This is a genomic window from Streptomyces sp. NPDC096324 (assembly GCF_044763015.1).
Classification (GTDB): domain Bacteria; phylum Actinomycetota; class Actinomycetes; order Streptomycetales; family Streptomycetaceae; genus Streptomyces.
The window spans coordinates 211,918-230,348 of sequence record NZ_JBIWFK010000002.1; the positions used below are offsets into that span (position 1 = coordinate 211,918).

The following is an 18,431-nucleotide window of genomic DNA, read 5'->3' on the forward strand; positions in this document are numbered from 1 at the left end:
TTGCAGGAGCCGTCCATCCAGTACAAGGGTTTTCTGACAGACAGTCAGATTTCTTCTGCCGGGACCCTTCCCACTTGGGTCGGGCTTTGCTCTGATGACCGTCGGGTCCGGGGCGGGACACGCCCTGGCGGCACTCGGCCACGGACGTGCACGGTCAGGAGGAGCGGTGGAGTACAACCTTGCCGACCTGTTCGAGTCGGTCGTCGACGTGGTCCCGGACCGCGAGGCGCTGGTCCACGTCGATCTCCCGGGCACGGGCGCCGAGCGTCGTCTGACGTACGCGGAGCTGGACGCGGCGGCGAACCGTGTGGCGCACCATCTGATCGACAGCGGGATCCGCCCCGGCGAGCACCTCGGTCTCCATCTGTACAACGGCGTCGAGTACCTGCAGACGGTGCTGGCCTGTCTGAAGGCGCGGATCGTGCCGGTCAACGTCAACTACCGCTACGTCGAGGAAGAGTTGGCCTACCTCTACCAGGACGCGGACCTGGTGGCGCTGGTCTTCGACGCGGAGTTCACCGACCGGGTGGCGGCGGCTCGGTCACGGGCGCCGCGGCTGCGCCATCTCGTCCGCGTGGGGGCTGCCGCACCCGGAGCGGGCACGGTGGACACGGCAGGTGCCGAAGGTTCGGTGGGCGCGGCGGATCCGGCAGATGCCGAAGGCGCGTCGGACGTCGTGGAGTTCGGGGACGCCGAGGCCGCCGGTTCTCCGCTGCGCGGGTTCCCCCCGCGTTCCGCGGACGACCAGTTCATCATCTACACCGGCGGCACGACGGGGATGCCCAAGGGCGTCATGTGGCGGCAGGAGGACCTCTTCTTCGCGGGCCTCGGCGGGGGCGCGCCGACCGGCGATCCGGTGTCGAAGCCGGAGGAGCTCGCCGAGCGCGTCGCGGCCGGAGGTGCCGGGATCACCTTCTTCCCCACTCCCCCGCTGATGCACGGCACGTCGACGCTCACCGCGTTCATCGGCTTCAACTTCGGCCAACGGGTCGTGCTGCACCGCAAGTTCTCGCCCGAGGACGTCCTGCGGACGATCGAGAAGGAGAAGGTGACCAGCGTGTCGCTGGTCGGCGACGCGATGCTGCGGCCCCTGATCGACGCGTTGAACGGCCCGCTGAAGGGCACGGACTGTTCCGCCCTGTTCAGCGTCTCCTCCTCCGGCGCGATCATGTCGGACACGGTGCGCGAACAGTTCCAGGCCCTCGTCCCGAACGTGATGCTGCTCAACAACTTCGGGTCCTCGGAGTCCGGCTTCAACGGGACCGCGACGGCCGACTCCGGCCCGGAGCGCGGCTTCCGCATCCGCGTCAACGCCCGTACGCAGGTGGTGGATCCGGTGACGTACGAACCGGTCGCGGTGGGTGAGCCGGGACGGGTCGCGCAGCGCGGCCATGTGCCTCTCGGCTACTACAACGACCCGAAGAAGACCGCCGAGACGTTCTTCCGCAAGGGCGACGAACGCTGGGTGCTCCTCGGCGACATGGCCACGGTCGACGAGGAGGGCATCGTCATCGTCCTCGGCCGCGGCTCGCAGTGCATCAACACCGGCGGCGAGAAGGTGTACCCGGAGGAGGTCGAACAGGCCCTGAAGTCGCATCCGGACGTGTACGACGCCCTGGTCGCCGGAGTGCCCGACCCGAAGTGGGGCAGCCACGTGGCGGCCGTCGTCCAGGTGCGCGAGGGCGCGCCGCGGCCGTCGCTCGACGACATCCAGACGCACTGCCGCGCCCGGCTGGCCGGGTACAAGGTCCCGCGCCAGTTGGTGATCACGCACTCCATCCAGCGCTCGCCGAGCGGCAAGGCCGACTACCGGTGGGCCCGGGAGGTGGCCGTGGCGGCGGATCTGTGACCTCCCGCCGTGTCATTCGCCTGATCCTCGCGACGTACTCTGTGCGCGGCCGGCCCTCCTCGATCCACAGGTGGCCGACGGCCGTACGAGGGATGACGGAACCGCCTCCTGGACGGACGGGCTCAGGCCCGCGGCCGACGCGCCGGAATGGGCGATGAACACGTTCCGCGACCGCTTCATGACGGCGTACGGCCCGAATTCGGGCACGGCGGGCCCGCAGCCACACCGGCCGCGGGCCCGCCGTGCCTTTCCGCGCATCCGTGAACCCGACGGAGGCGAAACCCCAGCCCCCAACCCCGGGACCCCCGACCCCGCCCATTGACCCCGGAGGTTCACGAATCTAATCTGAGTTCTCATACATAGACGACGTCTGCATACAGGGATGAGACTCATGGCAGGGTTCAGCGCGGATCCGGACAGCGTGGTCGAGCGGCTGCGGGACGGTATGGCGGGCGGGGTCCTGTCGTTCCCGCTCACGAGCTTCACGGCGGACGGCGACCTCGACGTGGTGTCCTACCGGGCCTACCTCACCGCCCAGCTCGCCACGGGCCCGGGCGCGGTGTTCCCCGCCTGCGGGACCGGCGAGTTCAGCGCGCTGGACGAGGACGAGTACCGCGCGGTCGTCACCGCCACGGTCGAGATCGCGGACGGCCGCACGCCCGTGGTCGCGGGCACCGGCTACGGATGGGCGCAGGCGCTGCGCTTCGCCCGGATCGCCGAGGAGGCCGGCGCGGACGCCCTTCTCGTGCTGCCCCACTACCTCGTCGAGGCCCCCGAGTCCGGCCTGGTCGAGCAGGTGCGCCGGATCGCCGCCGGCACGCGGCTGCCGCTCATCCCCTACCAGCGCGGCCCGGTCGCCTTCTCCCCCGAGGGGCTGCGGGCCCTCGCGGCCGTCCCGGGCGTCATCGGGCTCAAGGACGGCCACAGCGACCTCGACCGGCTCCAGCGCCTCACGCTCGCGGCGCCCGACGGCTTCCTGTTCTTCAACGGGGCCGCCACCGCCGAGATCCAGGCCCGCGCGTACGCCGCCGTCGGCGTCCCCGCCTATTCGTCGGCCGTCCACGCCTTCGCGCCCGAGATCGCCGGCGCCTTCTTCACCGCCCTGCGCGCCGACGACGAGGCGACCGTGGGCAAGCTGCTGCGCGACTTCTACGTCCCGCTCGTCGAACTGCGCGACAAGGTGCCCGGCTACGCCGTGTCCCTGGTCAAGGCCGCCGCCCGGCTGCGGGGCCTTCCCGTCGGCCCGGTGCGCGCGCCGCTCACCGATCCGGGACCGGCCGATCTGGCGGTACTGGAGCGGATCCTCGACACCGGCCTGGCCCTCGTCGGAGCCGTGCGCGGGCCCGTCCGAAGCAGGTGAGGGACGGCCCGGCGGGGCACGGGGCTGACCGGCCCTCGGCCACGCCCGCCGCCGTCATCCTGGAGTCCCCGGCACCGGTCAGCCATCGCCCCGCGTACACAAGGAATGTGATGAAGCGTCAGCAGCCGACGATCACCGAGTTCTCCGTCTACCCCGTCGCCGGACGGGACTGCATGGAGCTGAACCTGTCGGGCGCCCACGGTCCGTACTTCACACGCAATGTGGTGGTCCTCAAGGACTCCGAGGGGCGTACCGGTCTCGGCGAGGTGCCGGGCGGGGAGAAGATCACCCGTACGCTGCGCGACGCCGGGTCCCTGGTCCTCGGCACGAAGGTGGGCGACCACCAGCGCGTCCTGCGCGAGATCGGGGACCGTTTCGGCGACCGGGACGCGGGGGGCCGGGGCGCCCAGACCTTCGACCTGCGCACGACCGTCCACGCCGTCACCGCCGTCGAGTCGGCCCTGCTCGACCTGCTCGGACAGCACCTCGACGTGCCCGTCGCCGCCCTCCTCGGGGACGGGCAGCAGCGTGACCGGGTGCGGGTGCTCGGCTACCTCTTCTTCGTCGGCGACCCGGACCGCACGGATCTGCCGTACGTCCGCGAGCGCGACGCGGACGTGGACTGGTACCGCCTGCGGCACGAGGAGGCACTGACGCCCGGTGCGATCGTCCAGCAGGCCGAGGCCGCCCACGCGCTGTACGGATTCCGTGACTTCAAGCTCAAGGGCGGTGTCCTGGAGGGCGCCGAGGAGGTCAGGGCCGTACGCGCGCTGAAGGACCGCTTCCCCGAGGCCCGCGTCACGCTCGACCCCAATGGCGCCTGGTCGCTGCGCGAGGCGATCGAGCTGTGCGGGCCCCTGGTCGGCACCCTCGCCTACGCCGAGGACCCCTGCGGCGCCGAGGACGGCTACTCGGGACGGGAGATCCTGGCCGAGTTCCGCCGGGCGACGGGAGTGCCGACGGCGACCAACATGATCGCCACGGACTGGCGGCAGCTCACCCACGCCCTGGCGCTCCAGTCGGTCTCGATCCCGCTCGCCGACCCGCACTTCTGGACCATGCGGGGCTCGGTGCGCGTGGCCCAGCTCTGCAACGCGATGGGCCTGACCTGGGGCTGCCACTCGAACAACCACTTCGACATCTCGCTCGCCATGGTCACCCACTGCGGAGCCGCGGCGCCGGGCCCGTACAACGCGCTCGACACGCACTGGATCTGGCAGGAGGGGCTGGAACGGCTGACGGTCGACCCGCCGCGCATCGTCGACGGCGAGATCGCGGTGCCGGACGCACCCGGCCTCGGCGTCGAGCTGGACATGGACCGGCTGCTGGCGGCGCACGAGCTGTACCTGAAGGAGGCCCTCGGTGCCCGGGACGACGCCGTCGCCATGCGCCACCTCGTTCCCGGCTGGGAGTTCGACGCCAAGCGGCCCGCCCTGGTGCGCTGACGGCCGCCCGAACCCGGACCCGCTCCGCGAAAAGCGCCGCCGACCCCTTGCACTGACGGCGGACACCTGAATTACTGTCCGGTACAGAACGACCGAATGATCGGTCGTCCACTATGGCACGGTTGGCGAGGGAGAGAGCGCGATGGCGGGCTCGACGGACTCGAAGGGCCTGCTCGACGCGGGCGAGCGACTGGACGCGGAGGCGCTGCGGACGCTCCAGCTCGAACGGCTGCGCGCATCGCTGCGCCACGCCTACGAGAACGTCCCCTTCTACCGGGAGTCCTTCGACAAGGCCGGGCTGCGCCCCGACGACTGTCGCTCGCTCGCCGACCTGGCCCGGTTCCCCTTCACGACGAAGGCGGATCTGCGGGAGAACTACCCGTACGGGATGTTCGCCGTGCCGCAGGACCGGATCCGGCGGCTTCACGCGTCGAGCGGGACGACCGGCCGCCCCACGGTCGTCGGCTACACGGAGAACGACCTGTCCATGTGGGCCGACATGGTGGCCCGTTCGATCCGCGCGGCGGGCGGCCGGCCCGGCGACAAGGTTCATATCGCCTACGGCTACGGGCTGTTCACGGGCGGACTCGGCGCCCACTACGGCGCGGAGCGGCTCGGCTGTACGGTGATCCCCGCGTCCGGCGGCATGACGGCACGTCAGGTCCAGCTCATCCAGGACCTGAAGCCCGAGATCATCATGGTGACACCCTCGTACATGCTGACCCTCCTCGACGAGTTCGAGCGCCAGGGCGTGGACCCGCGCGGCACCTCGCTGCGGGTCGGCGTGTTCGGGGCCGAGCCGTGGACCGAGGAGATGCGCCGCGAGATCGAGGAGCGGTTCGCGATCGACGCGGTGGACATCTACGGCCTCTCGGAGGTCATCGGCCCCGGCGTCGCCCAGGAGTGCGTGGAGACCAAGGACGGTCTGCACATCTGGGAGGACCACTTCTACCCCGAGGTCGTCGACCCCTTCACCGGTGAGGTGCTGCCGGACGGCGAGGAGGGCGAACTGGTCTTCACCTCGCTCACCAAGGAGGCCATGCCCGTGATCCGTTACCGGACACGGGACTTGACGCGGCTGCTGCCCGGTACGGCACGGGTCTTCCGCCGGATGGAGAAGATCACCGGGCGCAGTGACGACATGGTCATCCTGCGCGGGGTCAACCTCTTCCCCACCCAGATCGAGGAGATCGTGCTGCGGACACCGGGCGTCGCCCCGCACTTCCAGCTCCGGCTGACCCGCGAGGGCCGCCTCGACGCCCTCACCGTACGGGCGGAGGCCCGCTCCGGCGCCACCCCCGAGGCGCGCGAGGCGGCGGCGCGGGCGATCACCGCGGGCATCAAGGACGGGATCGGTGTCTCGGTCACGGTGGAGATCGTCGAACCGGAGTCCCTGGAACGGTCGGTGGGCAAGCTGAAGCGGATCGTGGACCTGCGCCCGCGCGCCTGACCGACCGCGGACAGGGCCGCGGGGCGCCTGACACCCCCGCGGCCCTGTCCGCTACGCCTTGCCGAACCGGTCGCGGAGTTCCCGCTTCAGGATCTTCCCGCTGGCGTTGCGCGGCAGCTCCTCCACGAACAGGACCCGCTTGGGTGCCTTGAAGTGGGCGAGCTTCTCGCGTGCGTGGGCGATCAGTTCGTCCTCGGTGACCTCGCCCCGGGGGACGACGACCGCGGTGACGGCCTCGATCCAGTGCTCGTCGGGCAGCCCCACGACGGCGACCTCGGCGACCCCCTCATGGGTGTACAGGGCGTCCTCGACCTGGCGGGAAGCGACCAGGACTCCACCGGAGTTGATGACGTCCTTCACCCGGTCCACCACGGTGAAGTATCCGTGGGCGTCGCGCACGGCGAGGTCGCCCGAGTGGAACCAGCCGTCGCGGAACGCCTCGGCGGTCTCCTCGGGCTTGTCCCAGTAGCCCTCGCACAACTGCGGTGAGCGGTAGACGACTTCGCCCGGTGTCCCGTCCGGCACGTCCTTGCCGTCCTCGTCGACGACCCGCGCGTCCACGAACAGCACCGGAGTTCCGCACGAGTCCATCCGGCCCTTGTGCTCGTCGGGTCCGAGGACGGTGGCGAGGGGACCGATCTCGCTCTGGCCGAAGCAGTTGTAGAAGGCCAGCTTCGGCAGCCGTTCGCGCAGCCGTTCCAGGACGGGGACCGGCATGATCGACGCTCCGTAGTACGCCTTGCGCAGGCCGCTCAGGTCGCGTTCGGCGAAGTCGGGACGGTTCGACAGCCCGATCCACACCGTGGGCGGGGCGAACAGGCTGTCCGCGCGGCCCGCCTCGATCAGGTCGAGGATCTGTCCACCGTCCGGCGCGTCGAGGATCGTGTTCGAGGCGCCGATCGCGAGGTAGGGCAGCAGGAACACATGCATCTGCGCCGAGTGGTAGAGCGGCAGCGAGTGCACCGGCAGGTCCCCGGCGCTCAGATCGAGGGCGGTGATCGCGCTCAGGTACTCGTGCACCAGCGCGCGGTGCGTCATCATCGCGCCCTTGGGCAGCGCGGTGGTGCCCGAGGTGTAGAGGAGCTGCACGAGCGTGTCGCCGCGGGGCTCGTCACCGTCGTACGGGCGTGCCGCCTCCAGGCGTACGAGGAGCGAGTCGTCGGCGTCGCGCAGCGGCAGGGTCCGTACGCCCTCCGGGAGCCGGCCGGCGAGGTCGGGGTCGGTCAGGACCAGGGCGCATCCCGACTGGCCGACGATGTAGGCGAGGTCGTCACCGGTCAGGTTCTGGTTCACGGGCACATGGACGAGTCCCGCGCGGGCGCAGGCGAGGAAGCCGATCAGATAGGCGTCCGAGTTGTGGCCGTAGGCGCCCACGCGGTCCCCGGGGGTCAGCCCCTCGCCGAGGAGGACGGTCGCCGCGCGGGAGACGGCCTCGTCGAGTTCCGCGTACGTCCAGGAGCGCTCTCGATAATCGACGGCGCGCCGCGCCGGTGTGCGCCGGGCACTGCGCCGCAGCACCCCGTCAACCGTACTGCCGTGTCCAGGCGTCATGTCACGTGATCCTCGGTCCACGGGAGGGGGAGGTCAAGTCACCGCACGCGGGCCGGACGGAAGCCGGGCCGGAGCCGGCCGGACACTCCGACGGCGCACTACCCGTTGGTACGCTCAACCGCCCCTTCCCTCAATGATGTTGGGAGGCACGATGCGCACCCGTGGAAGACGGTTACTCGTCGCGGCCGTCGCTCTGTTGACCGCCGCGACCACGCTGCCCGCGGCCGCGGCCGAGCGGCACGCCGCACAGGAACATCCCTCGCGGGGCGGCCTGTCGGCCGTGATCCGCTACACCGAGTACGGCATCCCGCACATTCTCGCCAAGGACTACGCGAACCTCGGCTTCGGCACCGGCTGGGCCCAGGCCGCCGACCAGGTGTGCACCCTGGCCGACGGGTTCGTGACCCTGCGCGGCGAGCGGTCCCGCTGGTTCGGACCCGCCGCGACACCGGACGGCTCGCTCTCCTCAGCGTCCACGAACCTCTCCAGCGACCTCTACTACGGCGGTGTGCGCGAGGCCGGCACGGTCGAGAAACTGCTCACCGAGCCCGCGCCGCGGGGCCCCAGCCGCGATGTCAAGGACCTGATGCGGGGCTGGGCGGCCGGCTACAACGCGTGGCTGGCGCGGAACCGCGTCACCGATCCGGCGTGCCGGGGAGCCGCCTGGGTCCGCCCGGTGACCCAAGTGGACGTCGCCGCGCGCGGGTTCGCGCTGGCCGTGCTCGGCGGCCAGGGGCGCGGCGCCGACGGCATCACGGCCGCGCGGCCGCCGACGACGGGAACGCAGGCGGGTGCGGCGGCGACCTCAGGAACGGCGACGGCGGCGGGCACCGGTGAGCCCGACGTGAAGCGCACCGCCGCGGCCGCGCGTGAGGAGTTCGACACCGCCGACATGGGATCGAACGCGGTGGCCTTCAGCGGTGCCTCGACCGCGAACGGCCGTGGTCTGCTGCTCGGCAATCCGCACTATCCCTGGCAGGGCGGACGCCGCTTCTGGCAGGTGCAGCAGACGATCCCCGGCGAGCTGAACGTGCAGGGCGGCGCCCTGCTCGGCACGGCGACGGTGTCCGTCGGTCACACCGCCCGGATCGCCTGGAGTCACACCGTCGCGACGGGCGTCACGCTCAACCTCCATCAGCTCACGCTCGATCCGGCCGATCCGACGACGTATCTGGTGGACGGCAGGCCGGAGCGGATGACGCGGCGCAGCGTCACCGTCGACGTGCGGGACGGTACGCCGGTGACGCGCGCCCAGTGGTGGACCCGGTACGGCCCCGTCGTCACCTCGCTCGGCGCCCAGGTGCCGCTGCCGTGGACGGCCACGACGGCGTACGCGCTCAACGACCCGAACGCGGCCAACCTCCGTGCCCCGGACACCGCGCTGGGCTTCAGCAAGGCCCGTGACACGGCGGGCGTCCTCGCGGCGCTCACCCGGACCCAGGGCCTGCCGTGGGTGAACACGATCGCCGCCGACTCCGGCGGCCACACCCTCTTCACCCAGTCACAGGTGCTCCCGCGCATCACCGACGAGCTGGTCCAGCGCTGCTCGACACCACTGGGCCGGGCCCTGTACCCGTCGTCCGGCGTCGCCGTGCTGGACGGGTCGCGCGGCGACTGCGCGCTCGGCAGTGATCCCGACGCCGTGCAGCCCGGCATCTTCGGTCCGGCGAGCATGCCGGTGCTGAAGGACGCGCCGTACGCGGAGAACTCGAACGACAGCGCCTGGCTGGCGAACGCGGACCGGCCGTTGACCGGGTACGAGCGGGTGTTCGGCACGATCGGCACGCAGCGCTCGATGCGCACGCGCGGCGCGGTCGAGGACGTGGCCTCGATGGCCGCGCGGGGCCGGCTCACCGTGCGGGATCTCCAGACACAGCAGTTCGCGAACCGGGTGCCCGCGGGTGATCTCGTAGCGGCCGACGCGGCGCGCGCGTGTGCCGCGCTGCCGGGCGGCACGGCGACGGGCTCCGACGGCAAGGCCGTCGACGTGAGCGAGGCGTGCGGTGTGCTGCGGGCCTGGGACCGTTCGATGGACACCGGCAGCCGGGGCGCGCTGCTCTTCGACCGTTTCTGGCGGAAGCTGACGGCCACGGTACCGGCGGCGCAACTCTGGAAGGTCCCGTTCTCGGCGGCCGATCCGGTCCGCACCCCGAACACCCTCGACACCTCCGTACCGGGCTTCGCGACAGCGCTGGCCGACACGGTGACGGAGCTGCGGACGGCGGGAATCGCCCTCGACGCGCGGCTGGGCTCCGGCCAGTTCGTCGTACGGGACGGCCGGCACATCCCCGTACCGGGCGGCACGGAGTCCCTCGGGGTCTGGAACAAGGTGGAGATGCCGTGGAACGCCGCGGCCGGCGGCTATAGGGAGGTCACGACGGGATCCTCGTACATCCAGGCCGTCGGATGGGACGGAGGCCGCTGTCCGGTCGCCCGCACCCTGCTGACGTACTCCCAGTCCTCGAATCCGAACTCGCCGCACTTCAGCGATCAGACGCGGCTGTTCTCGGGCGGGCGGTGGGTGACGTCCCGGTTCTGCGAGAAGGACATCCTGGCGTCGCCGGGGCTCCGGGTGGTCGAGGTGAGCGACCACCGCTGACCTCGGGCGGTGGGTGACGGCGCGCGCGGTGCCCGGAGCGGATCCGGGCACCGCGCGTCGCCGGGTCACATCGTGCGGGTGCGGCCCTCCCAATAGGGGTCGCGCAGCCGCCGCTTGTACAGCTTTCCGTTGGGGTCGCGGGGCATGACGGCGATGAAGTCGACGCTCTTGGGCCGTTTGTACCCGGCGAGTTGCCGCTCGCAGTGGGCGAGGATGTCGGCGGCGAGCGCCGGTCCGGCCTCGTGGCCGGGCGCGGCCTCGACCACGGCCTTGACCTCCTCGCCCCAGTCGTCGTGCGGGATGCCGAAGGCGGCCGCGTCGGCGACGGCGGGGTGGGAGAGCAGCGCCGCCTCGATCTCGGCCGGGTAGATGTTGACGCCGCCCGAGATGATCATGTCGATCTTGCGGTCGCGGAGGAAGAGGTAGCCGTCCTCGTCGAGCAGGCCGAGGTCGCCGACGGTGAAGAAGTCGCCGATGCGGTTGTCGCGGGTCTTGGTCTCGTCCTTGTGGTACGAGAATCCGCCGGTGCTCATCTTCATGTAGACGGTGCCGAGTTCGCCGGGCGGCAGCCGGTTGCCGTCGTCGTCGAAGACGGCCAGTTCGCTGATGGGCCAGGCCTTGCCGACGGTGCCGGGCTTCTTCAGCCAGTCCCCGGCGGTCGCGAAGGCCCCGCCGCCCTCGCTGGCCGCGTAGTACTCCTCGACGCTCTCCCCCCACCACGCGATCATGGCCCGTTTCACATGGTCGGGGCACGGGGCCGCCCCGTGGATGGCGTGCCGCATGGAGGTGACGTCGTAGCGGGCCCTCACCTCGTCGGGGAGGGCCAGCAGCCGGTGGAACTGGGTCGGCACCATGTGGGTGTGGGTGCACCGGTGCGCGTCGATGACCCGGAGCATCTCCTCGGGGGTCCACTTGTCCATGAGCACCAGCCGGTGGCCGATGTGCAGGGACGCGCCCGCGAACTGGAGGACCGCGGTGTGGTAGAGCGGCGAGCAGACGAGGTGCACGTTGTCGTCGAACGGCCGGATGCCGAAGATGGCGAGGAAGCCGCCGAGGTACGACTCCTCGGGGAGCTTGCCGGGCAGCGGGCGCCGGATGCCGCGCGGGCGGCCGGTGGTGCCCGAGGTGTAGTTCATGACCCAGCCGAGCGTGCGGTCGGCGGGCGCGGAGCCTGGCTGTCCGTCGAGGAGTTCGGCGTACGGCCTGAAGCCGTCGATCGCTCCGACGGCGTACCGCTGTGCCGGGGCGAGCTTCGCCTCGTCGGCGGCGTGCCGGGCGGCGTCGGCGAACCGTTCGTGGGCGATGAGGACCTTGGCGCCCGAGTCGGAGACGATCCAGGCGATCTCGGGGCCGACGAGGTGGTGGTTGACGGGGACGAGGTAGAGGCCCGCCTGCGAGGCGGCGAGGTAGGCGACGAGGAACTCGATCCCGTTGGGCAGGACGACCGCGAAGGAGTCGCCGCGTTCGAGTCCGGCGGCGCGCAGCCCGTGGACGAGGCGGTTGGCCGCCTCGTGCAGCCGCCCGGCGGTCCACTCCTCGCCGGTGGGGGTGATCAGGACGACGCGCCCGGGGTCTGCGGCGGCCTGGGCCCAGAAGCCGTTGGGTGATGTGGTCATGCTTGTTCCCCCCTGCCCGCGATGCGGTTGATGCGGTCGACGGTTCGCTCGAAGCCCCGGGTCAGGTCGTCGAAGACCTCCTGGACGGAGCGTTCGCTGGTCATCCGGCCCACGATCTGGCCGACCGGTGTGCCGAGCAGCGGCTCCACCTCGTACTTCTGGATGCGGGAGACGGCGTCGGCGACCAGGAGGCCCTGGAGCGGCATGGGGAGCGTGCCGGGTCCGTCCGGGTCGTCCCAGGCGTCGGTCCACTCGGTGCGCAACTGGCGGGCGGGCTTGCCGGTCAGGGCGCGGGAGCGGACGGTGTCTCCGGAGCCGGCCGCGAGCAGTTTGCGGGTGACGGCCGGGGAGTGCATGTCGGCCTCCGTCACGGTCAGCCAGACCGAGCCGAGCCACACCCCCTGGGCGCCGAGGCTCAGTGCGGCGGCGACCTGCTCTCCGCTGCCGATGCCGCCCGCCGCCAGGACGGGCAACGGGCCCACGGCGTCGACGACTTCGGGCGTGAGCACCATCGAGGCGATCTCCCCCGTGTGTCCGCCCGCCTCGTAGCCCTGGGCGACGACGATGTCGATGCCGGCCTCGGCGTGCTTGCGCGCGTGCCGGGCGCTGCCCGCGAGGGCGGCGACGAGCACCCCGCGCTCGTGGGCCCGCCGGACGACGTCGGCGGGCGGTGAACCCAGCGCGTTGGCCAGGACCTTGATCGGGTAGTCGAAGGCGACGTCGAGCTGGCCGCGGGCGACCTGTTCCATCCAGCCGGTGATGCGCCAGCCGGACGCCTCGCCCTCGGCGAGTTCGGGGACGCCGTACTTGGCGAGGGTGTCCGCGACGAACTGGCGGTGCCCCTCGGGGATCATCGCCTCGACGTCGGCCTCGCTGACGCCCTCGACCTTCTTGGCGGGCATGACGACGTCCAGGCCGTAGGGCATGCCGTCGACGTTCGCCTCGATCCAGTCGAGGTCGCGCTCCAGGTCGGTGGGAGTGGTGTAGCGGACCGCGCCGAGCACACCGAACCCGCCCGCACGGCTGATGGCCGCGGCGACGGCGGGAAACGGCGTGAAGCCGAAAATGGCGTGCTCGACTCCCAGTTCCTTGCTCAGCTCCGTCTGCATGGGCGCAGGATGCCGCAGACGTCCGGACGAGGGAAGGCCTTTTCTGATACTCCGTCAGATACCTCGACGCTCCTTCCGGAGGGTTGACACGCCCACCCGTGACGGGAAAGTTTCACTCGGCACGGCAGATCCGGAAAGATACTTTCAGGCGACGCGAGCGAGAGGCTTCCGATGACCGAAGGCGTCAAGGCCCCGGCGAACGGCACACAGGGCGGAACGGGTGGCGGTCCGACCCGCCGTCAGTGGGGCAGAGGTGTACTGGCGATGGGCGGGGCGCTGGCCCTCGCCCCCTTCCCCGCGGGACCGGCGGCGGCCTCGCCAGGGGCTTCTGCGAGGGCTTCGGCTTCGGCTTCGGCTTCGGCTTCGGCGGGGGAAGGCCACCGCACGCTGAGGCACGGCACACCCCGGCAGGCCGGGCTCCTCGCCGGCCATCTGCGTCAACTCGTCACGGACGCCCGGGCGTTCCTCGGCCCCTCGCCCCAACACCCCTGGTACGCCGGTGCCGTCCTGCTCGCGGGCCGGGGCGGCACCGTGGCCCTGCACGAGCCGATCGGCATGGCCGTGCGCTACGCGGCGTACGACGAGAAGACCGACACCGGCGTCGAGTTCCCCGCCGAACAGCAGATCCCGGTGTCCGGGGACACGGTCTACGACCTCGCCTCCGTGTCCAAGCTGTTCACCTCCATCCTCGCGGTGCAGCAACTGGAACGCCGGGCACTGGAGCTGGAGGCCACCGTCGCCTCGTACCTCCCGGAGTTCGCGGGCGGCGGCAAACAGGACGTGACCATCCGTCAACTGCTCACCCACACCTCCGGGTTCCGCTCCTGGATCCCGCTGTACAAGGCCCCGACGCGCGAGGGAAAACTCCAGCTCATCTGGGACGAGAAGCTCGCCACCGCGCCCGGCACCGCGTACCTGTACTCCGACCTGAACCTGATCTCGCTCCAGCTCGTCCTGGAGAGGATCACCGGCCGGACCCTCGACACCCTGCTGCGCGACGAGATCACCGAACCCCTCGGCATGGAGAGCACCCGCTACAACCCGCCCGCCTCCTGGAAACCGCGGATCGCCGCCACCGAGGACGCGCGGCTCCCGTGGTCGGGACTGGACCGCGGGCTCGTATGGGGCGAGGTCCACGACGAGAACGCGTACTCCCTGGGCGGGGTCGCCGGTCACGCCGGGGTCTTCTCCAGCGCCTGGGACCTGGCGGTCCTCGGGCGCACCCTCCTGAACGGCGGCGCGTACGGCACAGCGCGCATCCTGCGGCCGGAGTCGGTGGACCTGATGTTCACCGACTACAACACCGCCTTCCCCGGCGACGAGCACGGCCTCGGCTTCGAGCTCTACCAGCATTGGTACATGGGCGCGATGGCGACACCGCGCACCGCGGGGCACACCGGCTTCACCGGCACATCCCTCGTCCTGGACCCGACGACCGACTCCTTCCTGATCGTCCTCGGCAACTCCGTCCACCCCGTGCGCACCTGGCGATCCGGCTCCGCTCCCCGGGTCGCCGCCGGGAACAACCTCGCGCGAGCCGTCGCGGTGCGTCCGGCGCACGGCCGCACGTCCTGGTTCTCCGGGATGGCGAGCACGACCACGGCGACCCTGACCCTGCCCGCGCTCGACACCAGCGCCGGTCCCGCCCGGCTTCGCTGCGCGCTGTGGTGGGACACCGAACCCGGCTCTGACGTCCTGTTCCTGGAAGCCTCCACCGACACCGGCGCGACCTGGAAACCGGTCCCCTTCACGACCCGACGGCGCCCCGAGGACCCGCAGGACCATCCGACGGGAACGGCCACCGGCTGGTCGGGCCGTGCCTGGCACCGCCTCACCGCCGACCTGCCGAGCACGCCCGCGCTCACGCTGCGCTGGCGGTACACGACCGACCGCCTGTACGTCGGACGTGGCGCGTACGTCGACGAACTGCGGGTCGAGTCCGGCGACCGCGCCCTCTTCGACGCGTCACGCCCCGCGGACACCGGCCGGATCGCGGCGGCGGGGTGGGTGCCGTCCGAGGACTGACGGCCGGACGGGGGCGCGCCCGGCGGAGGCGCGCCCGGCGGAGGCGCGCCCGCTCCCGGCGGGAGCACGCGCTCTCCCCGGAGGCGCGTCCCCTTCCTGGCCGAGGCGCGCCCGCTCCTGACACGGGCGCGCCACAGCCGCCGGCCTAGCCCTTCCGGTCCAGTGACTCCAGTACGGCCTTCGCCGCGTTGTGGCCAGGGACCCCGCTCACCCCGCCGCCGCGCACCGCGCCCGCCCCGCACAGCATCACGTTGGCGTGCGGGGTCTCCACGCCCCAGCGGCCCGTGTCCTCCTGGACGTAGGGGAAGGCGAGGTCGCGGTGGAAGATGTTGCCGCCCGGCAGCCGCAGGTCCCGCTCCAGGTCGAGCGGGGTCTTCGCCTCGATGCACGGCCGGCCGTCCGCGTCGGTGGCCAGACAGTCGGCGAGCGGCTCGGCGAGGTGCGCGTCGAGCTGCGCCAGCGTCGACTTCAGCAACTCCTCGCGTACGGCGTCGTTGTCCCGCTCGAACAGCCGGGCGGGCGTGTGGAGGCCGAAGAGCGTGAGGGTCTGGTAGCCCCGCTCGACGAGGTCCTTGCCGAGGATGCTGGGGTCGGTGAGCGAGTGGCAGTAGATCTCGGAGGGCGGGGCGGTGGGCAGTTCACCGGCCGCGGCCTGCGCGTGGGCGGCCGCCAGTTGCTCGTACCCCTCCGCGATGTGGAAGGTCCCGGAGAACGCCTCGCGCGGGTCGACGGAGGTGTCGCGGAGCCTCGGCAGCCGCTTGAGCAGCATGTTCACCTTGAGCTGCGCGCCCTCCGCGGGCGTCGGCGGCTCGTCTCCCGTGAGGTGGGCCAGCTCCTGCGGCGAGGCGTTCACCAGCACGTGACGGGCGGCGACGACACCCTCGCCGTCGGCCGTGCGATAGGTGATCTCGGCGGCGCGGCCGTCCGTGTCGATCCGCAGCACCTCGTGGCCGGTCTCGATCACGGCACCCGCCGCGCGCGCCGCGCCGGTGATCGCGTCGGTGAGCGCGCCCATGCCGCCGACGGGCACGTCCCAGGCGCCGGTGCCGCCGCCGATCACGTGGTAGAGGAAGCAGCGGTTCTGCCGCAGCGACGGGTCGTGGGCGTCGGCGAAGGTGCCGATGAGCGCGTCGGTGAGCACGACACCGCGCACGAGGTCGTCGGCGAAGTACTCCTCGACGGCCGTGCCGACCGGTTCCTCGAAGAGGATCCGCCAGGCGTCCTCGTCGTCGACGCGCGCCCTCAGTTCCTCGCGGGTGGGCAGCGGTTCGGTGAGCGTCGGGAACACCCGCTGGGCGACCCGGCCGGTCATCCCGTAGAAGCGCTGCCACGCCTCGTACTCGCGCTCCGATCCCGTCAGCTTGGCGAACGCCTCGCGGGTGCGCCGCTCGCCGCCGCCGACGAGCAGCCCGGTGGGCCGTCCGTCGCGCTCCACGGGGGTGTACGAGGAGACGGTGCGGCCCCGGACCCGGAAGTCGAGGCCCAGGTCCCGCACGATCTTCCGGGGCAGCAGGCTCACCAGGTACGAGTAGCGCGACAGCCTCGCGTCGACCCCGGCGAACGGTCGGGTGGACACGGCGGCGCCCCCGGTGTTCCCCAGGCGCTCCAGCACCAGCACGGACTGCCCCGCCCGAGCCAGGTAGGCGGCGGCGACCAGTCCGTTGTGGCCTCCGCCGACGATCACGACGTCATATCCCTCGTGTACAGGCATGCCTCTTCGTAGCACGTGATGATCTACGGCGGCCAGGGGTGCGCGGCAAGCGGCGGCACCCGTACGGATCGGTCCGTCAGCCTCCCCGGCGGGTGTTGAGGCGGGCGGCCTGGCGGGTCAGATGGTCGCGCTCGGCCAGGTCGGGCGCCTTGCGCGCGGCCTCCGCGTACAGCCGTGCCGCCTTCGCCAGGTCCCCGTCGCGCTCGTGGAGGTACGCGGCCACCGCGGTGTGGCGGGGCAGCGAGTCGTCCAGCTCCGCGAGCGCGGCGAGTCCGGCGCGCGGCCCGTCGGCCTCGCCGACGGCCACCGCGCGGTTGAGCCGGACGACGGGGCTGTCCGTCAGGCGCGCGAGCTCGTCGTACCACTCGACGATCTGGATCCAGTCGGTCTCCTCGGCGACGGGGGCGTCGGCGTGGAGGGCGGCGATGGCGGCCTGGACCTGGAACTCGCCCAGCCGGTCGCGGGCGAGGGCCGCCTGGAGGATCTCGACGCCCTCGGCGATCGCCGTGGTGTCCCACAGGCCGCGGTCCTGCTCCGCCAGCGGCACCAGGCTGCCGTCGGGCGCGGTCCGCGCGGCGCGCCGGGCGTGGTGGAGCAGCATGAGGGCGAGCAGGCCGGCCACCTCGGGGTGGTCGGCCTGGGCCGCGAGCTGCCGGGTGAGCCGGATGGCCTCGGCGACGAGGTCGACATCGCCGGAGTAGCCCTCGTTGAAGACCAGGTAGAGGACGCGCAGCACGGTGGCGACGTCACCGTGCCGGTCCAACCGCACACCGGACACGGTGCGCTTGGCGCGGCTGATGCGCTGCGCCATGGTCGCCTCGGGCACCAGGTAGGCCTGGGCGATCTGACGGGTGGTGAGCCCGCCGACGGCCCGTAGGGTGAGCGCGACGGCGGACGACGGTGTCAGCGACGGGTGGGCGCACAGGAAGTAGAGCTGGAGCGTGTCGTCCACCGAGGCCGCGGGTCCGGCCTCCGGTTCCTCCTCGACGAGGTCCTCGCGCCGGCGACGGGCGGCGTCCGCCCGGGTCGCGTCGAGGAACCGGCGCCAGGCCACGGTGACCAGCCAGCCCTTGGGGTCCCGCGGCCGGTCGGCCGGCCAGACGCGGACGGCCTCGACGAGCGCGTCCTGCACGGCGTCCTCGGCCGCCGCGAAGTCTGCTCCGCGGCGGACGAGGACGGCGAGCACGCTCGGAGTGAGGCTCCGGAGCAGGGCCTCGTCCATGGGTGGGGTCACTCCGTGACCGTGGGGTGGGCGGTCAGGAACGGGCGGACCTCGAGCCACTCGTGGATCGGCTCGCCGCCCGCGCCGGGGGCGGCCGACAGTTCCCCGGCCAGTTCGACGGCGCGCTCGTGGCTGTCGACGTCGATGACCATCCAGCCGGCGATGAGGTCCTTGGTCTCGGCGAACGGGCCGTCGGTGACCGGCGGGCGCCCCTCGCCGTCGTAGCGGACCCACTGGCCCTCGGGGGCGAGCGCCTGACCGTCGACGAACTCACCGGTCTTCTCCAGCCGGACCGCGAAGTCGTTCATGTACTGGATGTGGTCGGTGATCTCCTCCGGCTTCCACTGGTCCATGGGTACGTCGTTGACCGCGGCCGGGGCGCCCCGGTAGTGCTTGAGCAGCAGGTACTTGGCCATGGTGATCTCCTCGGTACGGGTGCGACCCATTGTGGTCGCCTTCACTGCTGGGACGGAGCGGGCCACGGGTTCTCGACA

12 protein-coding genes and 1 pseudogene are annotated in these 18,431 nt (G+C 71.9%); 7 read left to right on the plus strand and 6 right to left on the minus strand.

Features of this window, described 5'->3' with window-relative positions; genetic code table 11:
• The first annotated feature begins 166 nt into the window (after window positions 1-166).
• From ACIQ7M_RS04450 to paaK, 5 genes and pseudogenes are all read left to right on the plus strand, one after another.
• Window positions 167-1,849 (plus strand): acyl-CoA synthetase, encoded by a 1,683-nt coding sequence (locus ACIQ7M_RS04450; RefSeq protein WP_403639554.1) that lies wholly within the window; start codon window positions 167-169, stop codon window positions 1,847-1,849.
• A gap of 61 nt (window positions 1,850-1,910) precedes the next feature.
• Window positions 1,911-2,171 (plus strand): annotated as a pseudogene (locus tag ACIQ7M_RS04455) (hypothetical protein); the annotation flags it as partial.
• 69 nt (window positions 2,172-2,240) lie between these two features.
• Window positions 2,241-3,209: a 5-dehydro-4-deoxyglucarate dehydratase gene (locus ACIQ7M_RS04460; protein WP_403639557.1), complete on the plus strand. Its 969-nt coding sequence runs from the start codon at window positions 2,241-2,243 to the stop codon at window positions 3,207-3,209.
• 110 nt (window positions 3,210-3,319) lie between these two features.
• The gene (locus ACIQ7M_RS04465) at window positions 3,320-4,654 is read left to right on the plus strand and encodes an enolase C-terminal domain-like protein (RefSeq protein ID WP_403639560.1); all 1,335 of its coding nucleotides are present in this window, start codon (window positions 3,320-3,322) and stop codon (window positions 4,652-4,654) included.
• Between the two features lie 142 nt (window positions 4,655-4,796).
• The gene (gene paaK / locus ACIQ7M_RS04470) at window positions 4,797-6,104 is read left to right on the plus strand and encodes a phenylacetate--CoA ligase PaaK (RefSeq protein ID WP_403639563.1); all 1,308 of its coding nucleotides are present in this window, start codon (window positions 4,797-4,799) and stop codon (window positions 6,102-6,104) included.
• A gap of 51 nt (window positions 6,105-6,155) precedes the next feature.
• On the opposite strand, the gene ACIQ7M_RS04475 is transcribed toward paaK, so the two are convergent.
• Window positions 6,156-7,655, minus strand: a complete 1,500-nt coding sequence (locus tag ACIQ7M_RS04475) for an acyl-CoA synthetase (RefSeq protein ID WP_403639566.1) — start codon at window positions 7,653-7,655, stop codon at window positions 6,156-6,158.
• Window positions 7,656-7,806: 151 nt separating this feature from the next.
• Here ACIQ7M_RS04475 and ACIQ7M_RS04480 point away from each other — a divergent pair, with 151 nt between their 5' ends.
• Complete coding sequence (locus tag ACIQ7M_RS04480; RefSeq protein WP_403639569.1) at window positions 7,807-10,254, plus strand: penicillin acylase family protein; 2,448 nt, start codon at window positions 7,807-7,809, stop codon at window positions 10,252-10,254.
• 65 nt (window positions 10,255-10,319) lie between these two features.
• Here the strand turns inward: ACIQ7M_RS04480 and ACIQ7M_RS04485 are convergent, their stop codons facing one another.
• Both ACIQ7M_RS04485 and ACIQ7M_RS04490 read right to left on the minus strand, forming a co-directional pair.
• The gene (locus ACIQ7M_RS04485; protein ID WP_403639572.1) at window positions 10,320-11,870 is read right to left on the minus strand and encodes an acyl-CoA synthetase; all 1,551 of its coding nucleotides are present in this window, start codon (window positions 11,868-11,870) and stop codon (window positions 10,320-10,322) included.
• Window positions 11,867-12,979: an NAD(P)H-dependent flavin oxidoreductase gene (locus ACIQ7M_RS04490; RefSeq protein ID WP_403639575.1), complete on the minus strand. Its 1,113-nt coding sequence runs from the start codon at window positions 12,977-12,979 to the stop codon at window positions 11,867-11,869. Before ACIQ7M_RS04490 ends, ACIQ7M_RS04485 begins: the two co-directional genes overlap by 4 nt.
• A gap of 171 nt (window positions 12,980-13,150) precedes the next feature.
• On the opposite strand from ACIQ7M_RS04490, the gene ACIQ7M_RS04495 reads away from it, so the two are divergent.
• A complete protein-coding gene (locus ACIQ7M_RS04495) occupies window positions 13,151-15,004 on the plus strand; it encodes a serine hydrolase (protein WP_403639578.1) in 1,854 nt (617 codons plus the stop codon).
• Between the two features lie 145 nt (window positions 15,005-15,149).
• Here the strand turns inward: ACIQ7M_RS04495 and ACIQ7M_RS04500 are convergent, their stop codons facing one another.
• From ACIQ7M_RS04500 to ACIQ7M_RS04510, 3 genes are all read right to left on the minus strand, one after another.
• A complete protein-coding gene (locus ACIQ7M_RS04500; protein ID WP_403639581.1) occupies window positions 15,150-16,715 on the minus strand; it encodes a phytoene desaturase family protein in 1,566 nt (521 codons plus the stop codon).
• A gap of 76 nt (window positions 16,716-16,791) precedes the next feature.
• Complete coding sequence (locus ACIQ7M_RS04505) at window positions 16,792-17,937, minus strand: RNA polymerase sigma factor (protein ID WP_403640878.1); 1,146 nt, start codon at window positions 17,935-17,937, stop codon at window positions 16,792-16,794.
• Window positions 17,938-17,945: 8 nt separating this feature from the next.
• A complete protein-coding gene (locus ACIQ7M_RS04510) occupies window positions 17,946-18,353 on the minus strand; it encodes a YciI family protein (protein ID WP_403640881.1) in 408 nt (135 codons plus the stop codon).
• Window positions 18,354-18,431 lie beyond the last annotated feature (78 nt).

Excerpts from the sequence above, each read along its gene's own strand:
- ACIQ7M_RS04480 (WP_403639569.1), top strand. The coding sequence starts at position 7,807 with ATGCGCACCCGTGGAAGACGGTTACTCGTCGCGGCCGTCGCTCTGTTG.
- ACIQ7M_RS04510 (WP_403640881.1), bottom strand. The coding sequence starts at position 18,353 with ATGGCCAAGTACCTGCTGCTCAAGCACTACCGGGGCGCCCCGGCCGCG.
- ACIQ7M_RS04495 (WP_403639578.1), top strand. The coding sequence starts at position 13,151 with ATGACCGAAGGCGTCAAGGCCCCGGCGAACGGCACACAGGGCGGAACG.
- ACIQ7M_RS04460 (WP_403639557.1), top strand. The coding sequence starts at position 2,241 with ATGGCAGGGTTCAGCGCGGATCCGGACAGCGTGGTCGAGCGGCTGCGG.
- ACIQ7M_RS04505 (WP_403640878.1), bottom strand. The coding sequence starts at position 17,937 with ATGGACGAGGCCCTGCTCCGGAGCCTCACTCCGAGCGTGCTCGCCGTC.
- ACIQ7M_RS04485 (WP_403639572.1), bottom strand. The coding sequence starts at position 11,870 with ATGACCACATCACCCAACGGCTTCTGGGCCCAGGCCGCCGCAGACCCC.
- ACIQ7M_RS04500 (WP_403639581.1), bottom strand. The coding sequence starts at position 16,715 with ATGCCTGTACACGAGGGATATGACGTCGTGATCGTCGGCGGAGGCCAC.
- paaK (WP_403639563.1), top strand. The coding sequence starts at position 4,797 with ATGGCGGGCTCGACGGACTCGAAGGGCCTGCTCGACGCGGGCGAGCGA.
- ACIQ7M_RS04475 (WP_403639566.1), bottom strand. The coding sequence starts at position 7,655 with ATGACGCCTGGACACGGCAGTACGGTTGACGGGGTGCTGCGGCGCAGT.
- ACIQ7M_RS04465 (WP_403639560.1), top strand. The coding sequence starts at position 3,320 with ATGAAGCGTCAGCAGCCGACGATCACCGAGTTCTCCGTCTACCCCGTC.
- ACIQ7M_RS04490 (WP_403639575.1), bottom strand. The coding sequence starts at position 12,979 with ATGCAGACGGAGCTGAGCAAGGAACTGGGAGTCGAGCACGCCATTTTC.